18 protein-coding genes and 1 pseudogene are annotated in these 21,459 nt (G+C 42.4%); 5 read left to right on the top strand and 14 right to left on the bottom strand.

All coding sequences use genetic code 11. The annotated features are described in order from the left end of the window. Positions 1–204: 204 nt before the first annotated feature. A pseudogene (locus HT728_RS00160) lies at positions 205–492 on the top strand (IS30 family transposase); the annotation flags it as partial. A gap of 401 nt (positions 493–893) precedes the next feature. Next, complete coding sequence (locus HT728_RS00165; RefSeq protein ID WP_000076168.1) at positions 894–1,511, top strand: TVP38/TMEM64 family protein; 618 nt, start codon at positions 894–896, stop codon at positions 1,509–1,511. A gap of 319 nt (positions 1,512–1,830) precedes the next feature. Here the strand turns inward: HT728_RS00165 and scrK are convergent, their stop codons facing one another. Continuing rightward, on the bottom strand, positions 1,831–2,718 hold the full coding sequence (gene scrK, locus HT728_RS00170; protein ID WP_000164310.1) for a fructokinase ScrK: 888 nt from the start codon (positions 2,716–2,718) through the stop codon (positions 1,831–1,833). Between the two features lie 149 nt (positions 2,719–2,867). Further along, positions 2,868–4,754: a sucrose-specific PTS transporter subunit IIBC gene (locus HT728_RS00175; RefSeq protein ID WP_188109845.1), complete on the bottom strand. Its 1,887-nt coding sequence runs from the start codon at positions 4,752–4,754 to the stop codon at positions 2,868–2,870. 379 nt (positions 4,755–5,133) lie between these two features. Between HT728_RS00175 and HT728_RS00180 the strand changes: the two genes are divergently transcribed. After that, positions 5,134–6,588 (top strand): glycoside hydrolase family 32 protein, encoded by a 1,455-nt coding sequence (locus tag HT728_RS00180; RefSeq protein ID WP_173219990.1) that lies wholly within the window; start codon positions 5,134–5,136, stop codon positions 6,586–6,588. After that, a complete protein-coding gene (locus tag HT728_RS00185) occupies positions 6,569–7,534 on the top strand; it encodes a LacI family DNA-binding transcriptional regulator (RefSeq protein WP_166732299.1) in 966 nt (321 codons plus the stop codon). The genes HT728_RS00180 and HT728_RS00185 overlap by 20 nt, the downstream gene beginning before the upstream one ends. 140 nt (positions 7,535–7,674) lie before the next feature. On the opposite strand, the gene HT728_RS00190 is transcribed toward HT728_RS00185, so the two are convergent. The 12 genes from HT728_RS00190 to gmk form a co-directional block, all read right to left on the bottom strand. Beyond that, positions 7,675–8,949: a hydroxymethylglutaryl-CoA reductase, degradative gene (locus tag HT728_RS00190; protein ID WP_166732300.1), complete on the bottom strand. Its 1,275-nt coding sequence runs from the start codon at positions 8,947–8,949 to the stop codon at positions 7,675–7,677. Then, a complete protein-coding gene (locus HT728_RS00195; RefSeq protein WP_166732301.1) occupies positions 8,949–10,121 on the bottom strand; it encodes a hydroxymethylglutaryl-CoA synthase in 1,173 nt (390 codons plus the stop codon). Before HT728_RS00195 ends, HT728_RS00190 begins: the two co-directional genes overlap by 1 nt. 130 nt (positions 10,122–10,251) lie before the next feature. Continuing rightward, positions 10,252–10,500: a hypothetical protein gene (locus HT728_RS00200; RefSeq protein ID WP_166732304.1), complete on the bottom strand. Its 249-nt coding sequence runs from the start codon at positions 10,498–10,500 to the stop codon at positions 10,252–10,254. Positions 10,501–10,660: 160 nt separating this feature from the next. Continuing rightward, a complete protein-coding gene (locus HT728_RS00205) occupies positions 10,661–11,110 on the bottom strand; it encodes a threonine/serine exporter family protein (protein ID WP_057487161.1) in 450 nt (149 codons plus the stop codon). A 1-nt stretch (position 11,111) separates the two neighbouring features. Next, the gene (locus HT728_RS00210; RefSeq protein WP_023943605.1) at positions 11,112–11,870 is read right to left on the bottom strand and encodes a threonine/serine exporter family protein; all 759 of its coding nucleotides are present in this window, start codon (positions 11,868–11,870) and stop codon (positions 11,112–11,114) included. 114 nt (positions 11,871–11,984) lie between these two features. Next, the gene (stkP, locus tag HT728_RS00215) at positions 11,985–13,964 is read right to left on the bottom strand and encodes a serine/threonine-protein kinase StkP (protein WP_173233165.1); all 1,980 of its coding nucleotides are present in this window, start codon (positions 13,962–13,964) and stop codon (positions 11,985–11,987) included. Further along, positions 13,961–14,704 carry a Stp1/IreP family PP2C-type Ser/Thr phosphatase gene (locus HT728_RS00220; protein WP_166732303.1) on the bottom strand — a complete coding sequence of 248 codons (744 nt, stop codon included), beginning with the start codon at positions 14,702–14,704 and terminating at the stop codon, positions 13,961–13,963. Before HT728_RS00220 ends, stkP begins: the two co-directional genes overlap by 4 nt. Positions 14,705–14,718: 14 nt before the next feature. Further along, complete coding sequence (rsmB, locus tag HT728_RS00225) at positions 14,719–16,032, bottom strand: 16S rRNA (cytosine(967)-C(5))-methyltransferase RsmB (protein WP_166731952.1); 1,314 nt, start codon at positions 16,030–16,032, stop codon at positions 14,719–14,721. After that, positions 16,025–16,960 carry a methionyl-tRNA formyltransferase gene (fmt, locus tag HT728_RS00230; RefSeq protein ID WP_166731951.1) on the bottom strand — a complete coding sequence of 312 codons (936 nt, stop codon included), beginning with the start codon at positions 16,958–16,960 and terminating at the stop codon, positions 16,025–16,027. The genes rsmB and fmt overlap by 8 nt, the downstream gene beginning before the upstream one ends. A gap of 12 nt (positions 16,961–16,972) precedes the next feature. Next, positions 16,973–19,369, bottom strand: a complete 2,397-nt coding sequence (locus tag HT728_RS00235; RefSeq protein WP_166731950.1) for a primosomal protein N' — start codon at positions 19,367–19,369, stop codon at positions 16,973–16,975. A gap of 65 nt (positions 19,370–19,434) precedes the next feature. Beyond that, positions 19,435–19,749: a DNA-directed RNA polymerase subunit omega gene (rpoZ, locus tag HT728_RS00240; RefSeq protein WP_000979235.1), complete on the bottom strand. Its 315-nt coding sequence runs from the start codon at positions 19,747–19,749 to the stop codon at positions 19,435–19,437. Positions 19,750–19,773: 24 nt separating this feature from the next. Further along, positions 19,774–20,400: a guanylate kinase gene (gene gmk / locus HT728_RS00245; protein ID WP_000775041.1), complete on the bottom strand. Its 627-nt coding sequence runs from the start codon at positions 20,398–20,400 to the stop codon at positions 19,774–19,776. A 235-nt stretch (positions 20,401–20,635) separates the two neighbouring features. Here gmk and HT728_RS00250 point away from each other — a divergent pair, with 235 nt between their 5' ends. Continuing rightward, the gene (locus HT728_RS00250) at positions 20,636–21,448 is read left to right on the top strand and encodes a DUF4839 domain-containing protein (RefSeq protein WP_173233167.1); all 813 of its coding nucleotides are present in this window, start codon (positions 20,636–20,638) and stop codon (positions 21,446–21,448) included. Positions 21,449–21,459: the final 11 nt, after the last annotated feature.

A 21,459-nucleotide genomic window follows, 5' to 3' on the forward strand; every position in this document is an offset into this window, starting at 1 on the left:
AGTAGCAAACTTAATTTATCCACTCTGCTCCTCAACTGTCTATTTTTGATCCTGAATTGTTATTTGAGTAACTCCTTTTTCCCCATAAAGTTCTCTTCCTCTAAAACTTCTGGAAAAAGGCGAATAATTTCAGACAACATTTTTTATAAGAAACAAGTTCATCTGTCATTTCAAGAAGGAGTAATCCTTTATCTACTAATGGACGGAACGGAATTCAACCGCCTGTCCGATATGTTTTCTAAGGAACATATCTACTATGCACATCCCTATACCTCTTGGGAAAGGGGAACTAATGAGAATCACAACAGGCTTATTCGTAGATGGTTACCTAAGCCTAAGGGAACTAAGAAAACGACTCCCAAAGAAATCGCATTCATCGAAAAATGGATTAACAACTATCCTAAAAAATGCTTGAACTACAAGTCGCCTAGAGAAGACTTCTGGATGGCTAACTTGAACTCGAAATTTAGCAATAATTCATTCACCATCTAACTATATTTAGTAATTATTTCAGAACTGATTCATATTAAAATTAACTAACGATTCAAAGGATTCATACTAGACATAAATTACATCCATCAGATAGAGACCCTTATTATTTTTAGATTTTAGCTTTTCTAGCTTCAGAATACATCTAAACTTTAGGGAATATGACTATTCGAAAGCTCGAATGCATCAAAATTATCTCAGATAAGCTATTCGAAACTTAGAATGCTTTTAAATTTATGTAATTGCGATTATTCTAAACCTAGAATACATGTAAACTTTAGGGAACGGACCTATTCTAAGTCTCGAAGGACTATTCACTATCCATTCCTCATCAAAAACACTCATTCCCCCTTTCTCCTCCAAAATATGGTATAGTAGAAATATACTATCTATGAGGAGTTTACATGTCACAGGATAAACAAATGAAAGCTGTTTCTCCCCTTCTGCAGCAAGTTATCAATATCTCATCGATTGTCGGTGGGGTTGGGAGTTTGATTTTCTGTATTTGGGCTTATCAGGCTGGGATTTTACAGTCTAAGGAAACCCTCTCTGCCTTTATCCAGCAGGCAGGCATCTGGGGGCCACCCCTCTTTATCTTTTTACAGATTTTACAAACGGTCGTCCCTATCATTCCTGGGGCCTTGACCTCGGTAGCTGGGGTCTTTATCTACGGTCACATCATCGGGACAATCTACAACTATATCGGTATCGTGATTGGCTGTGCCATTATCTTTTATCTGGTGCGCCTCTATGGGGCTGCCTTTGTCCAGTCTGTCGTCAGCAAGCGCACCTATGACAAGTACATCGGCTGGTTGGACAAGGGCAATCGTTTTGACCGTTTCTTTATCTTTATGATGATTTGGCCCATTAGTCCAGCTGACTTTCTCTGTATGCTGGCTGCCCTGACCAAGATGAGTTTCAAGCGCTATATGACCATCATCATTCTGACCAAACCCTTTACTCTCGTGGTTTATACCTACGGTCTGACCTATATTATTGACTTTTTCTGGCAAATGCTTTGACACGTAAAAAATCCGTTTGGTTTCCCAAGTGGATTTTTAAAGCGTAGATTAACTATAGCTTAATACTAAATATACTTTGGTATGGAAATCATGCATATTTTTCGATAGTAAGGCGAGGACTTACCTAGCCTTTCCGCCGTGATAGAAACACCTGAAATCTAATGGTTTCAGGTATTCGGAAACTTTGAGACATTAGGCTCAAAGTTTAGGTATGGAATTTCGAAGAAAGTCGCTACCGTCCGTAATCACTTAAGGAAAGGCTCAAAAATATTATTTGCAACCACAAAATCCGTTTGGTTTCCCAAGCGGATTTTGTGCTTTATTTTGAAACTTCTTTTGCAAGGACAAAGTTTCCAAGAGTAGCAGAACCATTTCCTGCGACTGCTGGCGTCACGATGTAATCACGCACATCAGGTACTGGTAGGTAGCCATTGAGAAGAGATGTAAATTTCTCACGGACACGGTCCAGCATGTGTTGTTGAGCCATGACCCCTCCACCAAAGACAATCACGTCTGGGCGGAAAGTCACTGTCGCATTAACCGCAGCTTGAGCGATATAGTAGGCTTGAACATCCCAAACAGGGTTGTTGAGTTCAATGTTTTCCCCACGAACACCTGTACGAGCTTCCAAACTTGGACCAGCTGCATAGCCTTCCAGACATCCCTTATGGAAAGGACAAACACCCTTAAACTCTTTTTCAATATCCATTGGGTGTCTAGCAACATAATAATGACCCATTTCAGGGTGACCCACACCACCGATAAACTCACCACGTTGGATAACACCTGCACCGATACCTGTACCGATTGTGTAGTAAACCAAGTTTTCGATACGACCACCCGCATTGTTACGGGCAACCACTTCACCATAGGCAGAGCTGTTTACGTCGGTTGTGAAGTACATTGGCACGTTGAGGGCGCGACGAAGGGCACCAAGCAAGTCCACATTTGCCCAGTTTGGTTTTGGAGTCGTCGTGATAAAGCCATAAGTTTTTGAGTTTTTATCAATATCAATCGGACCAAATGAACCAACTGCAAGACCAGCAAGGTTGTCGAATTTTGAGAAGAACTCAATGGTTTTATCGATTGTTTCGATTGGAGTTGTTGTTGGAAATTGTGTTTTTTCTACAACGTTAAAGTTTTCATCACCGACAGCACAGACAAACTTTGTACCGCCCGCTTCCAAGCTTCCATATAATTTTGTCATGATAAACCTCTTGTTTTTATTTTCTTTATTATAGCATATTTCGAAAGTCTAAATTTCTCTATTTTTTAGATTTTCCTCTGTAAATCTTACCATTCAAGCAAAAACGAACAAACATGTCATTTGTTCGTTTTCACATTAGAGAGGATTGATTAGATTTTCACTTCGATCACAGCATCCCCCTTCGCAACTGAACCTGTTGCGACTGGAGCTACTGAAGCGTAGTCAGCTGTGTTTGTAACGATAACCATTGTTGTATCATCAAGACCAACTGCAGCGATTTTGTTTAAGTCAAATGTTCCAAGAACATCGCCAGCTTTCACCTTGTCACCTTGAGCAACTTTTGCTTCAAAACCTTCACCGTTCATTGTTACAGTGTCGATACCAACGTGGATCAAGACTTCAGCACCATCAGTTGTTTTCAAACCAAAAGCGTGTCCTGTTGGAAAGGCGATTGAAACTTCAGCATCAGCTGGTGCATATACCACACCTTGACTTGGCTTCACAGCGATACCTTGTCCCATAGCTCCACTTGAGAAGACTGGGTCATTAACATCAGCAAGAGCTACAACATCACCGACGATAGGAGTTACAAGTGTTTCATTTTGAAGAGCTGCTGGAATATTACCAGTTGTTTCTTCTTGGACCAAACGTTCTGTCGTCGCTTCAGTAGTAACTTCTTCTTCGTCCTCGTAACCAAACATGTAAGTAAGAGCAAAACCAAGGGCAAATGATACAGCTACCATGAGAAGGTATTGGGCAAGTTGTCCGTTACCAACATAAAGCATTGTACCAGGGATGATGGTGATACCATTACCAGTACCAGCAAGTCCAAGGATAGAAGCCAATCCACCACCGATTGCACCAGCAATCAATGAAAGGAAGAATGGTTTACGGAAGCGCAAGTTAACCCCGAAGATAGCAGGCTCTGTAATACCTAGGAAGGCAGAAAGAGCAGCTGGGAAAGCAAGTGTTTTTAGTTTTGGATTTTTAGTTTTAACACCAACCGCAACAGTCGCAGCACCTTGAGCTGTCATAGCAGCTGTGATGATAGCGTTGAATGGGTTAGCATGGTCAGCAGCAAGCAATTGAACTTCAAGCAAGTTGAAGATGTGGTGCACACCTGACACGACGATCAATTGGTGAACCCCACCAATCAAGAAACCACCAAGACCAAATGGCATGCTGAGGATCGCTTTTGTAGCGATAAGGATGTAGTTTTCAACTACGTGGAAGACTGGTCCGATGACAAAGAGTCCAAGGATAGACATGACCAAAAGTGTCACGAATGGCGTTACCAAGAGGTCAATCACATCTGGAACAACCTTGCGGACCGCTTTTTCAAATTTAGCTCCGACAACCCCGATGATGAAGGCTGGAAGAACAGAACCTTGCAAACCAACAACAGGGATGAAACCAAAGAAGTTCATAGCTGTTACTTCACCACCTGAAGCGACTGCCCAAGCGTTTGGAAGTGAGCCAGAAACAAGCATCATACCAAGAACGATACCAACGGCAGGATTTCCACCAAATACACGGAAGGTTGACCACACAACCAAACCTGGCAAGATGATGAAGGCCGTATCTGTCAAGATTTGTGTGTAAGTTGCAAAGTCACCTGGAAGTGGCATTTCAAGAGCGTTGAAAAGACCACGCACACCCATGAAGAGACCTGTCGCTACAATAACTGGGATGATTGGAACGAAAACGTCACCGAAAGTACGGATAGCACGTTGGAACCAGTTCCCTTGTTTAGCAGCTTCTGCTTTCATGTCAGCTTTAGATGATGTTGGCAAGCCAAGCGCAACAACTTCATCGTACATTTTGTTAACTGTACCTGTACCAAAGATGATTTGGTATTGACCTGAGTTAAAGAAAGCACCTTGAACTTTTTCCAAGTTCTCAATCACTTCTTTATTGATTTTTCCTTCATCTTTGACCATGACACGAAGACGAGTCGCACAGTGAGCTACACTGTTGACATTTTCACGTCCGCCCAAGGCATCGATGACTTTTTTTGCAATTTCCTGATTGTTCATTTGCAAAAATCTCCTTATATAAAATTTTGTTATTGTTTGAAAGCGATTTTATTCGCCCTACGACTATTATTTTATCATGTTTTAGAAATATGTCAAGCGTTTTGCAGAAAAAATATTCTATCCACTTAGTGGGCACGCCATAGATTGATTGTTTTTGACTGTTTTAGCAGGCATTTCTTAAAAAAATAAGTTTGGAATCTTGTTTAAAAGGATTTTGCTTCACTTTCTTTCATTTTTTTGTAGATAGATGATTGATTTTCTGGTTTTAATTTGTGATAAACGCTTGACAGCTTTTCCTCTTTTTTAACATAAAAGGCTTGCATTTTTTATCGAAAACGGTTACTATTAAAAGTGATAAGATTTTTGGAGGAATGAATGAATGGAATGGACAACTGAGCGTCGTTACAGACTTTATCAAGATTGGACGCAAGAAGAAATTCAACATATAAAAGAAAATATAGCACAATCTCCATGGCATACTCATTACCATGTTGAGCCAAAAACAGGACTTCTCAACGATCCAAATGGCTTTTCCTACTTTGATGGCAAGTGGATTGTTTTTTATCAGAACTTTCCATTTGGTGCAGCCCATGGTTTAAAATCTTGGGTGCAATTGGAAAGTGAGGACTTGGTTCACTTCACAGAAACTGGTGTCAAAGTTTTACCTGATACTCCATTAGATAGCCACGGTGCCTACTCTGGTTCTGCCATGCAATTTGGTGATCAGTTATTCCTATTTTATACAGGAAATGTCCGCGATGAAAACTGGATCCGTCACCCTTACCAGATTGGAGCTTTGATGGATAAGGATGGTAAGATTACCAAGATTGACAAGACCTTGATCGACCAGCCAGCAGACTCAACTGACCACTTCCGTGATCCGCAAATTTTTAACTTTAAGGGGCAATATTATGCTATCGTTGGTGGACAGGACTTGGAGAAAAAAGGTTTCGTCCGTCTCTACAAGGCTGTCGATAATGACTATACAAACTGGCAAGCCGTTGGCAACCTTGACTTTGCTAACGACCGTACTGCCTACATGATGGAATGTCCAAATCTGGTCTTTGTAGGGGAACAACCTGTCCTTCTCTACTGCCCACAAGGATTGGATAAGAACGTTCTAGACTACGATAATATCTTTCCAAATATGTATAAGATTGGGGCTTCCTTTGACCCTGAAAATGCCAAAATGGTAGATGTGTCTCAACTTCAAAACATGGACTATGGTTTCGAAGCCTATGCAACTCAAGCCTTCAACGCTCCTGATGGACGTGCTCTAGCTGTTAGCTGGCTTGGCTTGCCTGATGTTTCATATCCATCTGACCGTTTTGACCACCAAGGAACCTTCTCTTTGGTCAAGGAACTCACTATCAAAGACGGCAAACTCTACCAATACCCAGTCGCAGCTATCAAGGACCTTTGTGCTTCTGAAGAACCTTTCTCAAACCGTGCCCAAACCAAGAACACTTACGAACTTGAACTCAACTTGGAAGCCAATAGCCAGAGCGAGATTGTCTTACTTGCTGATAAAGAAGGCAAGGGACTTTCAATCAACTTTGACCTTGTAAATGGTCAAGTGACAGTGGATCGTAGCCATGCTGGAGAACAGTATGCCCAAGAATTTGGAACTACACGTTCTTGCCCAATCGAGAATCAGGCTACTACTGCTACGATTTTCATCGATAACTCTGTCTTTGAAATTTTCATCAATAAAGGAGAAAAAGTATTTTCTGGTCGTGTCTTCCCACATGAGGACCAAAATGGTATCCTGATTAAATCTGGAAACCCAACTGGAACTTACTATGAATTAGATTATGGTCGCAAAACTAACTGATGTCGCCAAACTTGCAGGCGTCAGTCCTACTACCGTTTCTCGGGTTATCAATAAAAAAGGGTATCTATCTGAAAAAACCATTCAAAAGGTTAATGAAGCCATGCGAGAATTGGGCTATAAACCCAACAACCTAGCTCGTAGTCTGCAAGGAAAATCAGCTAAATTAATCGGCTTGATTTTCCCCAATATTTCTAACGTTTTCTATGCAGAATTGATTGATAAGCTGGAACACCAACTCTTCAAAAATGGATATAAGACCATCATCTGCAACAGTGAGCACGATTCTGAAAAGGAACGCGAATATATCGAAATGTTGGAAGCCAATCAGGTAGACGGCATCATTTCTGGTAGTCACAACTTGGGAATCAAAGACTACAATCGTGTGACAGCACCGATTATTTCCTTTGACCGCAACCTGTCGCCAGACATTCCTGTCGTTTCCTCTGACAACTATGCTGGTGGGGTTCTTGCTGCCCAGACCTTGGTTAAGACAGGCGCCCAATCTATCATCATGATTACAGGGAATGACAATTCTAACTCGCCAACTGGACTGCGCCACGCTGGTTTTGCATCTGTACTCCCAAAAGCACCTATTATCAATGTTTCCAGTGACTTTTCTCCCGTCAGAAAAGAAATGGAAATCAAGAATATCTTGACTCGACAAAAGCCAGATGCCATCTTTGCTTCAGATGACTTGACTGCTATTCTGGTCATTAAAATTGCTCAAGAACTGGGCATTTCTGTCCCTGAAGAACTCAAGGTCATCGGATATGATGGGACCTACTTTATCGAGAATTACTACCCCCAACTGGCTACTATCAAGCAACCTTTGGAAGAGATTGCCTGCCTCACTGTTGATCTACTCTTGCAAAAGATTGAAGGCAAGGAAGTCGCAACAACTGGTTACTTTTTACCAGTTACATTATTACCAGGAAAAAGTATTTAATACTCAATGAAAATCAAAGAGCAAACTAGGAAGCTAGCCACAGGCTGTACTTGAGTACGGCAAGGCGAAGCTGACGTGGTTTGAAGAGATTTTCGAAGAGTATAAGCACAAGAAAACTCAGACCGATCTGTCTGAGTTTTTTATGATCTTAAATTTTCTAAATAACGCTGGGCTGTCTCTAAGTTAAAGGTTTTCTCTGCTATAAGGCGCTCGACTAGGGGAGCTACCTCAGATTCACTAGCACCTGCGAGAAGTGCCAAGGATTTAGCCTGCAATTTCATGTGGCCTTGCTGAATCCCTGTACTCACCAAGGCTTTCAGGGCCGCAAAATTTTGGGCAAGCCCAATAGACACGATAAGCTGGGCTAATTCTTTGGCAGAAGAATTTCCCAGTAGTTCATGACTGAGGGCTACACGAGGGTTGAGACCGATAGAGCCACCCTTGGTCGCCACAGGCATGGGCAGGGTCATCTCACCGACCAATTCTTCTCTTTCAAGGTCCAGCGTCCATTGACTAAGACCTTGGTAATGTCCATCTCGACTGGCAAAGGCATGAGCCCCGGCTTCGATGGCACGCCAGTCATTACCAGTAGCAATTAAAATGGCATCAATACCGTTAAAAATTCCTTTATTGTGGGTAGCAGCTCGGTAAGGATCAGCTTGCGCAAACTGACTAGCCAAAGCAATTTTCTCCGCGATTTCTCGTCCTTGATCCTTTTGGCGGCTCAAGTAGCGAAAGGCGATGCGACAGGTTGCAGTCACTAGAGAATTGGTCGCGTAATTAGACAGGATTCCCATAAGACTCTGTCCCTGGCTGAGTTCTTCTAAGACTGGTTTCAAGGCTTCCAGCATGGTGTTGAGCATATTGGCTCCCATGGCTTCTTGGGTATCAACATGGAGATAAACAACAAGGAAGTCTGTTTCGCCTTTTATCTGTTCTACATGTAAATCACGCGCCCCACCCCCACGTTTGACGATAGAAGGATAGGCTTGATTGGCAAGCTCCAAGAGTTCAGCCTTCTTTCTGGCAATTTTCTCTTGGGCTTGTTCAGGATCAGCAACTTGATAAAGGGCTACCTGCCCAATCATCTGGCGCTGATGGACTTGTGCAGTAAAACCACCTGCTCGCTTGATGATTTTACTGGCATAGCTGGCCGCAGCAACCACGGACGGTTCTTCTGTCACATAGGGAACTGTGTATTCCTGACCATTGACGAGGATCTCTGGAACCATCGAATAAGGTAAAGAAAAAGTTCCCACCACATTCTCACTCAGCTGGTCTGCCACAGTCACACTCATCTGTTCATCCTGCTCCAAACTCGCTTGTCTCTCAGGACTAAGGAGCGCCTGAGCTTTTAACAGCTCGAGGCGCTCTTGGTATGATTTTTTAGAAAATCCATTCCAACTTATCTTCATTATTTTTCAACCTTGCTATAACGGCGTTGGTGGTCAACAATTTCAATCAAGGCAAAATCTTGATTTTCATAGCCAGCAAACTGGGCAGAATTTGTCTCATCTAAGTCTACTTCCTCAAAGAAGACTTTTTCATAGTCAACAACAGACAGGGCAGTTCGTTGGTTGAGCTTATTCAAACGGTCTTTATCCAGATAAGCTTCGTATCCTTCAACCAATTCACCACTAAAGAACTCAGCTACAGCCCCGCTTCCATAACTATAAAGGGCGATTTTATCCCCAGCCTTCAAGCTATCTGTATTTTCCAAGAGAGACAAAAGTCCAAGGAAAAGTGAACCTGTGTAGATATTCCCCACTTTTTGACTGTAGAGAATAGACTGGTCAAAGTGCTTTTGCAAGAGGTCCTTTTTCTCTTGAGGCAGGCTCTTATCCATGATTTTTTTTAAGCCTTTGAGTGCTAATTTAGGGTAAGGCAAGTGGAAGCAAACAGCTGCAAAATCATCCAAAGTAAGCTGGTAGCGTTTTTGGTATTCAAGCCAAGTCGTTTTCAAACTATCCAAATATTGTTGGGTAGAATAAACACCATTTACATAAGGAGTTGTCGAGTAATTTGGACGCCAGAAATCCATGATGTCACGAGTCTGAGCCACATTGTCATTATTAAAAGCCATCATGCGTGGATTTTGTGTAATCAACATGGCCACACTGCCAGCACCCTGAGTGGGTTCTCCTGGAGTTTCAATACCATACTTGGCAATATCACTGGCAATGACCAAGACCTTGGACTGTGGAGAATTTTCCACATGCAATTTGGCATAATGAAGGGCAGCTGTCGCTCCATAGCAGGCTTCTTTAATCTCGAAACTACGAGCAAAGGGCTGAATGCCCAGCAAGCCATGTACAAAGACGGCCGCAGCCTTACTCTGGTCAATTCCTGACTCGGTAGCCACAATGACCATATCAATTTCTTGTCTTTCTTGCTCAGTTAAAATAGAGTCACTTGCACTGGCCGCCAAGGTCACGATATCCTCAGTTAAGGGCGCAATACTCAATTCCTCGAGTAAGAGTCCTTTACTTAATTTTTCAGGGTCAATGCCCCTCGCTTCTGCTAAGTCTTGTAATTTCAAGACATATTGACTGGTCGCAAAACCAATCTTATCAATACCGATTGTCATATTTACCTCTGTTTTATCATTCATGTAAAAAATCGTCCAGTACTATTTTATCACAAATGGCAATAAAAGAGAGAAAAAAGACTTGATTCACCAAATCAAGCCTCTTATTGGTCATAATTTTAAAGAATGATTAGTTGCTATAGAGTTCACCAACATAAGTAGCTTTATAAGCCCCATTCTCAGTTATCAGTTCCTGGAGGATTAAATTTCCTGAGTAAGTTCTTCCCATCTCATCTACAAATTCTTGATAAAACTGACTGGTCGGAATTTCTCTGACATCCTTATCAAATGCCTTATCAAGTGTTTTACTAACCTTCTCAGCAATCAACTGATTCTCTTGCCATCCACTTTGAAACTCTGAACCCGAACTAGAAGCCATGACTGGGATAACCAGCAAGGTCAGTAGACTTACAGATAATAAGGAAAATAGTGATTTTTTCATGATTTTTCCTCCTTTCTATATAGAGAATAGCACATATAGAAAGCCTTGTCACTATATTTATCTTATTTTTCAGAAAATTCTTTTATTTCTGTAAAATCTACGATACTCGATGTGTTTTTATATAATGATACAGTCTGAGAATCACTGTTCCGCTAGCCATTCCAATGGAAATGACCAGAGCCAGCATAACAACTAATGTTGCACTTGCCAGCGCTTTATTATAGTCCCCTGTCACAAAAAAGGCAGTTGTCCGATAGGAGAGATAACCCGGAACCAGAGGAGCCAAGATGGCCAAGATAAAGACCACAGCAGGTGTCTTATAAAGAATACTCAAAATCTGGCTGACACATGAACCGATAATGGCCGCAATGAAGGTAGCCACAATAACATTGGTCGGTTCCTTGAGCAAGAGATAGATTAGCCAGACAGCCATGCCCAAAATCCCTCCAGGTAAGAGCATAGAGCGTTGCACATTGAGTACGATTAAAAAAGTGATAATAGCAAGAAGACTTGCCACTGCTTGTAATAAAAAGGTTGTTAGTGTCATATTAGTTCATCAATACCAAGGCGACAGAAGTTCCCGCCCCTAAAGCAAGGGTAATGAGCAGGGATTCAAACATCTTGCTCATACCAGAGTTTATGTGGTTGGTCATAATATCACGGACCGCATTGGTCAAGGCAATTCCTGGAACAAACGGCATGACCGCACCAGCTATAATCAAGTCTGCCGTTGAAGGAAAGCCTGTGTAGCGAGCCCAAAACTGGGCAATCATTCCAAAGACGAAGGCCCCAGCAAAGGCTGTTACAAAAGGAATTCGGATAAACTTCTCCACATAGAGGGAAAAGGCAAAACCAAATAAGGTCGCCACTCCTGCCCCAAGTGCGTCGTAGATATTTCCACTAAACATAACCGAAAAGAAAGGAGCACTTAAGGTCGCAGCTAAAGTTACCTGCAACTTGGTATAGGGAAGGGGTTGGGCTTGCAAGGCCGTCAATTGCTTAAAGGCTGTTTCTAAATCAATCTGCCCCCCAACCAGCTGACGAGAAATCTGGTTGACATCGCAGACTTTTTCGATGTTATAAGAAGAGGAGGTCACGCGCTTCATGCGCGAAATATTGGTATTTTCAATGGAGAAAAAGATGGCAGCAGGCATGGCAAGGACATTGCAATCCACAATCCCCTGCGAATGCGCAATCCGAATCATGGTATCTTCTACACGATGAATTTCTGAGCCACTTTTAAGGAGAATAGTCCCCGCTAGCATAATCACATCAATAACTGCATTTAATTCTTTTGACTCTTCCATGCATTCCTCCTTTTATCAACTCCCTCTATTTTATCACAAATCTGGAGTCAAAAAAAATCTTTGCCATGAAATCATGACAAAGATTGATTACTCATTTTGATTATCCATCTGATTTTAAGGAGTAGCTGAACTTGTTTTAGGTTTGTAGATTGAAATCTTGACTCTAGTCTTATTGAGGTCTACCTTTTCACCTGCTCTAGGACTTTGTTCAACGACTGTACCTTCAGCAGTTCCAGCGGGAGCTGTCGACACTTCTACAACTTCTATATTGGCTTCCTTAATCCCAACAATTTGAATCAAATTATTCTTAGTAAACTCCAAGCTGGAACCAATGTAGCTCGGCATGGCAACACTTGTAACTTTTTTAGCTACTGTCAAGACGATTTGAGTAGGTTTACTCAAATCATAAGGGATACCTGCACCTGGACTTTGTTTCATAATCGTTCCTGGTTCGCTTTCGCTGGACTCTTCTTCCTCTATCTTAATCAAATTCTCAGGAACCTTCTTCTGCTTGAGTTCCGAGATGACTTCTGTAGAGTTCCGTCCAATATAGTTCCCTAATTGAATCGTCGTAGCTTTTTTAGCTACTGTCAAGACGATTTGAGTTGCCTTGCTCAAGTCATAGGTCGTACCTTCTGGTAAACTTTGCTTCATGACCGTTCCAGCCTCACTCTCATTCGACTCTTCTTCCTCAATTTTAATCAAATTATCTGGAACTTTTTTCTCTTTTAATTCCGCTATGACATCAGAGGATTTCCGGCCGACATAATTACTAATTTGGAAAGATTGCTTGCCTGATGAGACAACCAAATTGATTTTCGTTCCTTCTTTTCGACCAGTTCCAGCGCCAGGATCTGTACGGATAATCCGCCCCTCTTCCACCTTTTCACTGGCCTCTGACTTCTCCTCGCCAATCTCAAAATTGGCTTTCTTGAGGGTTTCCTTGGCTTCCGCAACTGTCTTACCTGCCACATCTGGAATGGCAATGGTTGCAGGAGTTCTGGATAGTATCCAAATAAGAGAAGCTGCCACCAACACAATGCTGGCCAAAAAAATCAGGTAACGCATCTTAAATCTACGTTTTTTCGGTGCTTGTGGTTGGTAAGTTTCCTCTGTCACAACCTGGCTTGTTTTTTTGATTGGTTTGTGTTCTGTCTGCGCTTGAACCTTAGGAATCGAAGTCAAGGTGCTCTGGGATACTTTTGGTAGAGTCTTGGTGTCCGCCTTAGTCGCATCGTCAAAGACCAGCTTTGGTTCATTACGACGATTATAAGACAAACTACTAGACAAATCCACATACATTTCAGCAACTGATTTATAGCGATCTGTCAATTTCTTAGCAGTTGCCTTGATAACAACATTTTCCAAAGCCTGGGGCACAGATGGATTTTCAGCTATAACCGATGGCAGTGGTTTCTGGAAATGCTGGAGGGCGATGGTCACCGCACTATCCCCGTCATAAGGAATATGACCTGTCAGCATCTCATAGAAAATAATCCCCATTGCATAGATATCACTTTGTACCGTCGCCTTCGAACCACGCGCCTGCTCTGGTGACAAGTAATGAACTGAACCCAGCATCGAGTTAGTCTGAGTCAGACTCGTCTCAGCAAAGGCTACTGCAATCCCAAAGTCTGTAACCTTGACAGTCCCATCTGGTGTCAAAAGAATGTTTTGAGGTTTCAAGTCCCGGTGAACAATTCCTCTGGTATGGGCCAAACGCATAGCTAGGAGGATTTGTCCCATGATACGGACGGCTTCTTCATTAGAAAGAGGATAGTGTTCCTTGATATAGCGTTTGAGGTCAAGTCCAGCCACATACTCCATAGCTAGGTACTGTTGACCGTCTTCCTCGCCAATATCTGTTATCCGAACGATATGAGGATGGTCTAAATCTGCCATAGCTCTCGCTTCACGCTGAAAACGAGCTACAGCTATGGGGTCTGTCTGGTAGTTGGTTCTCAGAACCTTCACTGCCACTTCTTCCCCATCTAAGATTAAGTCTTTGGCTAGGTAGACATCCGCCATGCCTCCTCGACCAATCTGTTTGACAATCCGATAGCGTCCGGCAAAAATCTTGCCGATTTGGATCATTCTGCATCCTCCTCGTTCATAATAGAAACAAGGGCAACCGTAATGTTGTCTAAACCTCCTGCATTGTTAGCAAAACGAACAAGTGTCTCCGTTTTATCTGCTAAAGGAATATCACTGGTTACAATATCACGAATCTCACTGCCTGAAATCATGTTGGTCAAGCCGTCACTATTGAGCAAGAGATAGTCACCTGACTCAAGGATAACTGTCCCAAAATCAGGCTGAATTTCATCTTTTTGCCCAATAGACTGGGTGATAATATTTTTTTGCGGATGAGCTTCTGCCTCTTCTGGTGTCAATTGACCAGCCTTGAGCAATTCATTGACCAAGGAATGATCGCTTGTTAACTGGTGGTATTCTTCTCCACGAATCAAGCCGATACGCGAATCACCAATATGAGCATAGATAGCCTGATTATCAATAATAGCAAGGACTTCCAAAGTAGTTCCCATGCCTCTGTAAACTTCATCCTGACCAAGCTGGTGAATCTTTTGATTTTCAATTTCTAGGTAATGGGCGAACCATTCACGCACTTCATTGACTGTATCGATCTGGGTATCAACCCAAGCTATACCTAGGTCTGTTACCGCCATTTCACTAGCGATATTCCCTGCGCGATGACCTCCCATCCCATCAGCTAAAATAATCATGGTACGCCCAGCTCTATTGACATAGTGGTTGACATAGTCTTGGTTATTTGTTCGTTTCTGACCAACATCTGTTAATAATGAAATTTCCATGTGTCAGTTCCTTCCTAATCCGATATCTTACGAAATTGACTGATGAAGAATCCATCACTTCCATACAATTCAGGTGTGATGAGGATACAGCCATCTTTCATGATATCCTTACATTCATGTTCTAGTGTTACCTGCTCAAATTCAGGATGACTTTCTAAAAATGCCTGTACGACTTGAAAGTTCTCCTCTGAGACAATAGTACAGGTACTATAAGTTATTATACCACCTTTGCCTAGTGTTTGACAAACACTACCTAATATTTCTAGCTGAATTTCCTGCAAGGACGCGAAATCTGCTGTTTCTTTATTGTATTTGATATCTGGTTTTCGGCGCAAAAGACCGATTCCTGAACAGGGAGCATCCACTAAAATCTTATCAAATGAATCCTGACCAAAAAACTCATGCACCTTTCTGGCATCTAATTTTTGCGTTTGAACCCGATCTGCAACTCCCAGACGTTGGGCATTTTCTTGAATTAAGTCCAACTTGTGGTCGTACAAGTCCAGAGCAGTAACCTGACCTGTCGTGAGATAAGAGGCTATATGGGCTGTTTTCCCACCTGGAGCCGCACAGGCATCAAGCACTCGTTCATCACCTTGTAAATCAAGCGTCGGAGCAACAAGCTGACTGGATTCGTCTTGGATGGTAATGGCTCCATCCGCAAACAAATCATGGCCTGCAAAATGCCCTTGCTCCTTAACCAGACCAGTGGTTGCTAAAAGGGAATTATTCGCCTCCAACAAGGCTTGGATTTCCTCTTTTCGACTTAGGTCTGTTACACGAATACTGGCCTTGTTTCGCACCAAGAGACTTTCAAAGATGGCGTTTGCTCGCTCTTCACCGTATTCTTCCTTGAGCTTGGCAACTAGCCAAACCGGGAGAGAATAGGCAATGGAATCACGCTTGTTTTTTCGTTTGATGCTGGCAATATCTGGCCAGCCTTCACGCAGAATACGACGAAGGAGGGCATTGACCAATTTTTCACTGCCTTTTTTACGGACTTTGGCCAATTCTACTGCTTCATTGACCACAGCATGGTCTGGAATCTTATCCAAATAGCGAAGCTGGTAGGCACTCATGAGAAGAAGGACATAAAGCCAACTGTCTAACTGGTCTCTGTCTTCGATAAAGTGGGATAGGTACCATTCTAAGGTAAGTTTACTGGCTACCGTTCCATAGACCAGCTCGGTCACCAAGCCCTTGTCTGCTGCCGAAAGTTGACTCCCCTTGAGATACTTATTTAAGGCGATATTTGAGTATGCTTGATTGATAAAGACATCTTCTAATACCGCTAGGGCTAAACTTCTAGCCGTTTCTACTTTAGTCACCAAATCGTTCTCCTACAGTCAATGTACGTCCAACTCCGTTGAGGAAGGAAGCAATGTCCATCTTAGGTTTACCAGCTGGCTGCACTTGTTTGAGAGACAAAGCTCCTTCTGCCGTTGCGACAATCAATTCTTTCTTGCCGATAGAGAGGATTTCTCCTGGATTTCCCTGACCTTCTACTGCTAGAGCTTCATAAATCTTAAAGCGGTCGCCCTTAAGGAAAGTATGGGCAACAGGCCAGGGGTTCATCCCACGGATCTGGTTAAAAAGTTGACGATTGCTTTTATTCCAGTCCAATTTTTCTTCCTCTGGCTTGATGTTTGGCGAGAAAGTAACCTGACTTGGATTCTGCGGTTCAGGTTGGATTTCCCCAGCAATATAGGCCGGCAAAGTATCCAAAAGCAAATCACGACCAACTAGCGCCAATTTCTCAAACAAGGTGCCGACATTGTCCTCATCCGTTATAGGAATACTCCGACGAGAAATCATATCTCCTGCATCCATTTCCTTAACCATTTCCATAATGGTCACACCAGCTTCCTCATCCCCTTGAATCAAGGCATAATGGATAGGCGCACCACCACGGTGTTTAGGAAGGAGGGAGGCGTGAACATTGACCGCAAAATCCATGCTATCAAGGAGTTTACTTGGAAGAAACTGCCCAAAAGCAGCGGTCACAATTCCATCTGCTCCTAGCTTCATAAGATCTGCCATCTCTGGACTTCCAGATAATTTTTCAGGTTGGTAGATTGGAAGTCCTGCCTCTTTGGCAGCTTGTTTAACTGGGGTTTCCTGAATCACTTTTTTACGACCAACAGCACGGTCTGGCTGGGTCACAACGGCTAGAATTTCGTAACGGTCATCTGTCAAAAGTCCTTTTAAGACTGTTGCTGAAAAGTCGGGTGTCCCCATAAAGATTAGTTTTGTCATATCTTCTCCTTCTTATAAAAATTGCTGTGGCTCATGGTCAATGCTGAGACGGAGCTCACTATTTTCCCGTTCTTGAGTCAAGGCCAAGACCTGGTTGAGGGTTGGTCCCAGCTCATCTTCTAAACGGTATTTAATTAAAATCTGGTAATGATAGAGGTTGTGAGTACGGGCGATGGGTTTGGGCGTCGGTCCAAGAATGTTACTGGTTTCAGACAAACCTGACCGCAAAATGTTCATCACTTCATAGGCACGTTTGACCACCTCTTCTTCTTTCTTATGAGAAAGGGTAATGCCAATGGTGAAATAGTAAGGCGGATAACCAAGTTGTCGTCTGATTCCCATTTCATAGGCATAAAAGCCTTCGTAGTCCTGATCCTTAGCAAATCGAATAGCGTAGTGCTGAGGATTGTAAGACTGAATCAATACCTGACCAGCTTTTTCAGCACGTCCTGCCCGACCTGCCACCTGAGTCAAAAGCTGGAAGGTTCTCTCAGAAGAACGGAAATCTGGTAGATTTAAGGCCGTATCCGCATTGAGCACTCCGACTAAGGTCACATTGGGAAAATCCAATCCCTTGGCAATCATCTGAGTACCCAGTAAAATATCTGCTTCCCCTCGCCCAAACTGGTCAAGTAGAGCTTGGTGACTACCTTTCTTACGAGTCGTATCCACATCCATGCGCAGAATGCGTGCCTGGGGAAAGAGTTCTGCCAGCTCGTCATAAGCCTTCTGTGTCCCTGTCCCATAGTAACGAATACTGCGACTCTTACAGTTAGGACAGACCTGAGGAATGTCCTTAGAAAAACCACAATAATGGCAGTTCATGGTCTTAGTATCCATGTGCAGAGTGAGAGAAATGTCACAGTTGGGACAAGTATCAACGGTTCCACACTCCCGACACATGACAAAGCTAGAATAGCCACGACGATTGAGCATAAGAACTACCTGCTCTTTTTTAGACAGACGGTCTTGAATGGCTTCTAGCAAAGGTGGCGTAAAGTTTGACGTCTCATTTTGTCCGATATAGTCCCGAAAATCAATCACTTGAACCTCAGGAATCCTAGCCAAAGGATTGGCCCGTTGGGTCAGACGTAAGTGTTGATAGACGCCTTTGCCAGCACGCGCCCGGCTTTCCAGACTAGGAGTTGCTGAACCAAGTACCAGAGCTGCTTGATTGTACTGGGCCCTCAAAATAGCTACATCCCGGGCGTGGTATCGGGGATTGCTGTCCTGCTTATAAGCCGCTTCATGCTCTTCATCAATAATCATGACACCCAGATTTTTCAGCGGAGCAAAGATGGCCGATCTGGCACCAACCACAACTTGGGCATCGCCGCGTTCCACCTTGCGCCATTCATCATACTTTTCACCATTGGACAAGCCTGAGTGAAGAATGGCCACCTTGTCCCCAAAACGAGCAATAAAACGCTCCGTCATCTGTGGAGTCAAGGAAATCTCAGGCACTAGCAAAATAGCTGTCTTACCCTTGTCCAAGGCTCCTTGGATTATTTGTAAGTAAACCTCGGTCTTCCCACTTCCTGTAATCCCTTGAAGGAGGAAGGGAGGCTGATGACTGCCAATCGCACCCACAACCGCATCACGCGCCTGTCTTTGCTCTGGATTCAACTCCAAAGGCTGACTTGCCTCAATGCCTTCAAAATAAGCAGCCGAGCGTTGAACTTCCTTTTGAACTATGGTCACAGCACCTTGTTCCACAAAGAAGTTAACTTGCTCCCGCGAGTAGGACTCTAACAAACTAGCCAAGGAAGCACTCTCAGGATAAGACAGCAAATAGTCTCTCAATTCCAACTTTTTCTTGGCACGTGCAGAAATCTCTACACCTTCTAATTGAGCAAGGTCTACCTCATACCAAGACTGGGTCTTGACCTTCTTTTGATCGACCGCCTGATATTCCAAACCAAGCAGGCCTTTTCTAGTCAAACGCATCATTTCAGCTTGCTTAGCTAAATCCAGAGAAGAAAAGGCTAGCGAATCTTCTGAACCAAACAAGCGCTCTCGGTCTTCCTGACTCAGACCTACCAGAGGATAGAGAATTTTGTCATAGCTAGAGTTCAGAAATCCCGGTAACATAGCCTTGAGAATAGAGATTTTGTAGGAGAAGACAGATTTACGTAGCTCTTCAGCTAACCAGAGTTGTTCTTGCGTGAGAACAGGAGAAAAATCCAGTACCTCGGCAATATCTTTTAAATCTTGCTCAATCTCTTCTTCATCTGATTGGGATTCCAAACCAAGCACAATCCCTTGAATCAGGCGATTGCCCTTACCAAAAGGCACATGAACCCGCATCCCAACTTCCAGCATTCCCTCAAATTCCTCAGGAATCCTGTAACTATAGGGCTGGTCCGTCTGCATCAAGGGCACATCTACGATAATCTTGGCTATAGCCATCTTCTCACCTCCTCCTTGTCAGTACATTCTTGCAATAGAAAAAATAAGATTGAGTCCCCCCAACCTTAAATTTTTTCACCATCTTCTTTTTCTTTAGCGATTTGCTCTTTGATTTTCTTTTCTTCTTCTTCTTTGCGGCGTTTTTCTTCTTCGATACGGCGACGCACAGCTTCACGTTTTCCTTCTGGATCTGGGTGAATTGTAACGTTTCCTGATTCGATTTCTTCTAAAGCGCGAAGAGTTGATTTTTCAGATTTGAAACCTTGAGTTGCTGGCGCACCTGCTTCCAATTCGTGGGCACGTTTTGCTTCCAAGATTACGAGTGAATATTTTGATGGAACCTTGTCAAGCAAGGTATCAATAGAGGGTTTTAACATCATTTGCTTGTACCTATTTTCTAAATTTTATCGGGTAGTTGGAGATTTTGGTAACATCTCCTGATAGTGACCAATAACACGATCCACACGGAAGTGCTCTGCTTCGATCACACGTTTGACACGCTCAGCAGCTAGGGGCACCTGATCGTTGACAATCGCATAATCATACTCACGCATAAGCGCAATTTCTTCCTTGGCTTTTTCGATTCGTTGGGCAATCACTTCTGCGCTGTCTGTTCCACGTCCTACCAAACGATCTTGCAATTCATCCAAATCTGGTGGTGTCAGGAAGATAAAGACAGCATCTGGAACCTTTTTCTTGACCTGAAGAGCACCCTGAACTTCAATTTCAAGGAAAACATCAATTCCCTTGTCCAAGGTTTCATTGACATAGGTCAGAGGAGTTCCATAGTAGTTGCCGACGTATTCTGCGTATTCCAACATCTGTCCTTGACGAATCAGCTCTTCAAACTCTTCACGAGTACGGAAGAAATAGTCAACACCGTCCACTTCTCCAGGACGTTGTGCACGTGTCGTCATCGATACAGAGTATTGAAATTGGTTTTCAGAACTCTCAAAAATCTCTCTTCTAACCGTTCCTTTTCCAACCCCTGAAGGACCAGAAAAAACGATTAGTAAGCCTCGGTCTGCCATTGTGTCTCCTTTTAGTCAGTCTGTGAAATAACATTTCTCTAGAATAATGGCAAAAGCCAGATTATCCTTTACAGTCTTTCTATCTAGTGTAACAAAAAAGCAGTAATTTTTCAACTGCTCTTTCTTATTTATTTAGCATAATCTATGATTTATACAAGGTAGCCCCCTTAAAAAAGACTTGCCTTTTTATTCCATTTAAGAGATAATGAAACTACTAATATAAAAGGAGAGATTTATGCCAATTTATAAAGGAAAAAATATCGATGAAGCTATTGAAAATGGCTTGTATGAACTCAATCTCAAAAAAAATGAGGTTAAAATCAATATTATTGAAGAAGGAAATGCTGGAGTATTTGGTTTTTTTGAAAAAGAAGCTGAGGTTGAAATTACACCATTAAGCCCACTGGAATTAAAGGTAAAAAAACTAATTCCATATTTAATTGGTGTTGCTGTAATATTTATTATTCTTCTGTTGGTTCTATTTGGAGGAAACTCAGATAAGTCAACTTCTGTTCCTACTTCTACATCTACAGAAACTAGTTCCATTGTGGAAAAATCCGTCGAAAAAACAAATGAGGCATCATCTACATCACAAAGTTCTACATCTATTTCCTCTAGTTCAACTAGTACCTCATCAAGTTCTACCGAATACTCATCAACAAGTCCAGCTCAATCAGCTGTAATCACGACTGAAAATAATGAGGAATTTAAAGCACTATTGCAGACTGAAGATTCAAACACAATAATAGATTTTGTTAAAAAACATAAAAATCAAACTATTGAATTCGATGGAAATATTGCCTATCTATCCAAATTAAAATCAAAGTATGATGTTCTCATACATTCTGGAGATTATCATCCTGATGAAGCTTCAGGTCCTAATTTCAAAATTCCTCAAATTACTATAATATCAAACCCTATATTTAATTCATTTAATGGTGACGATATTAAGATAGGGCAGAATATACATATAAAAGCAAAAATCGGAAATTATAACTCTACTCAAGATTTAATCTATATATCCCCAATTGAGATTTCACCTCGATAATATAACGAATT

Origin of the sequence: Streptococcus sp. 544, from assembly GCF_013277385.1 — a bacterium.
GTDB lineage: Bacteria > Bacillota > Bacilli > Lactobacillales > Streptococcaceae > Streptococcus > Streptococcus mitis_BA.

Coding starts and splice junctions, on each gene's coding strand:
- HT728_RS00210 (WP_023943605.1), bottom strand. CDS start 11,870: ATGGAAGAGTCAAAAGAATTAAATGCAGTTATTGATGTGATTATGCTA.
- HT728_RS00185 (WP_166732299.1), top strand. CDS start 6,569: ATGGTCGCAAAACTAACTGATGTCGCCAAACTTGCAGGCGTCAGTCCT.
- HT728_RS00175 (WP_188109845.1), bottom strand. CDS start 4,754: ATGAACAATCAGGAAATTGCAAAAAAAGTCATCGATGCCTTGGGCGGA.
- HT728_RS00195 (WP_166732301.1), bottom strand. CDS start 10,121: ATGACAATCGGTATTGATAAGATTGGTTTTGCGACCAGTCAATATGTC.
- rpoZ (WP_000979235.1), bottom strand. CDS start 19,749: ATGATGTTAAAACCCTCTATTGATACCTTGCTTGACAAGGTTCCATCA.
- fmt (WP_166731951.1), bottom strand. CDS start 16,960: ATGACAAAACTAATCTTTATGGGGACACCCGACTTTTCAGCAACAGTC.
- HT728_RS00205 (WP_057487161.1), bottom strand. CDS start 11,110: ATGACACTAACAACCTTTTTATTACAAGCAGTGGCAAGTCTTCTTGCT.
- HT728_RS00250 (WP_173233167.1), top strand. CDS start 20,636: ATGCCAATTTATAAAGGAAAAAATATCGATGAAGCTATTGAAAATGGC.
- gmk (WP_000775041.1), bottom strand. CDS start 20,400: ATGGCAGACCGAGGCTTACTAATCGTTTTTTCTGGTCCTTCAGGGGTT.
- HT728_RS00180 (WP_173219990.1), top strand. CDS start 5,134: ATGGAATGGACAACTGAGCGTCGTTACAGACTTTATCAAGATTGGACG.
- HT728_RS00220 (WP_166732303.1), bottom strand. CDS start 14,704: ATGGAAATTTCATTATTAACAGATGTTGGTCAGAAACGAACAAATAAC.
- HT728_RS00200 (WP_166732304.1), bottom strand. CDS start 10,500: ATGGCTTCTAGTTCGGGTTCAGAGTTTCAAAGTGGATGGCAAGAGAAT.
- HT728_RS00165 (WP_000076168.1), top strand. CDS start 894: ATGTCACAGGATAAACAAATGAAAGCTGTTTCTCCCCTTCTGCAGCAA.
- stkP (WP_173233165.1), bottom strand. CDS start 13,964: ATGATCCAAATCGGCAAGATTTTTGCCGGACGCTATCGGATTGTCAAA.
- scrK (WP_000164310.1), bottom strand. CDS start 2,718: ATGACAAAATTATATGGAAGCTTGGAAGCGGGCGGTACAAAGTTTGTC.
- HT728_RS00190 (WP_166732300.1), bottom strand. CDS start 8,949: ATGAAGATAAGTTGGAATGGATTTTCTAAAAAATCATACCAAGAGCGC.
- HT728_RS00235 (WP_166731950.1), bottom strand. CDS start 19,369: ATGGCTATAGCCAAGATTATCGTAGATGTGCCCTTGATGCAGACGGAC.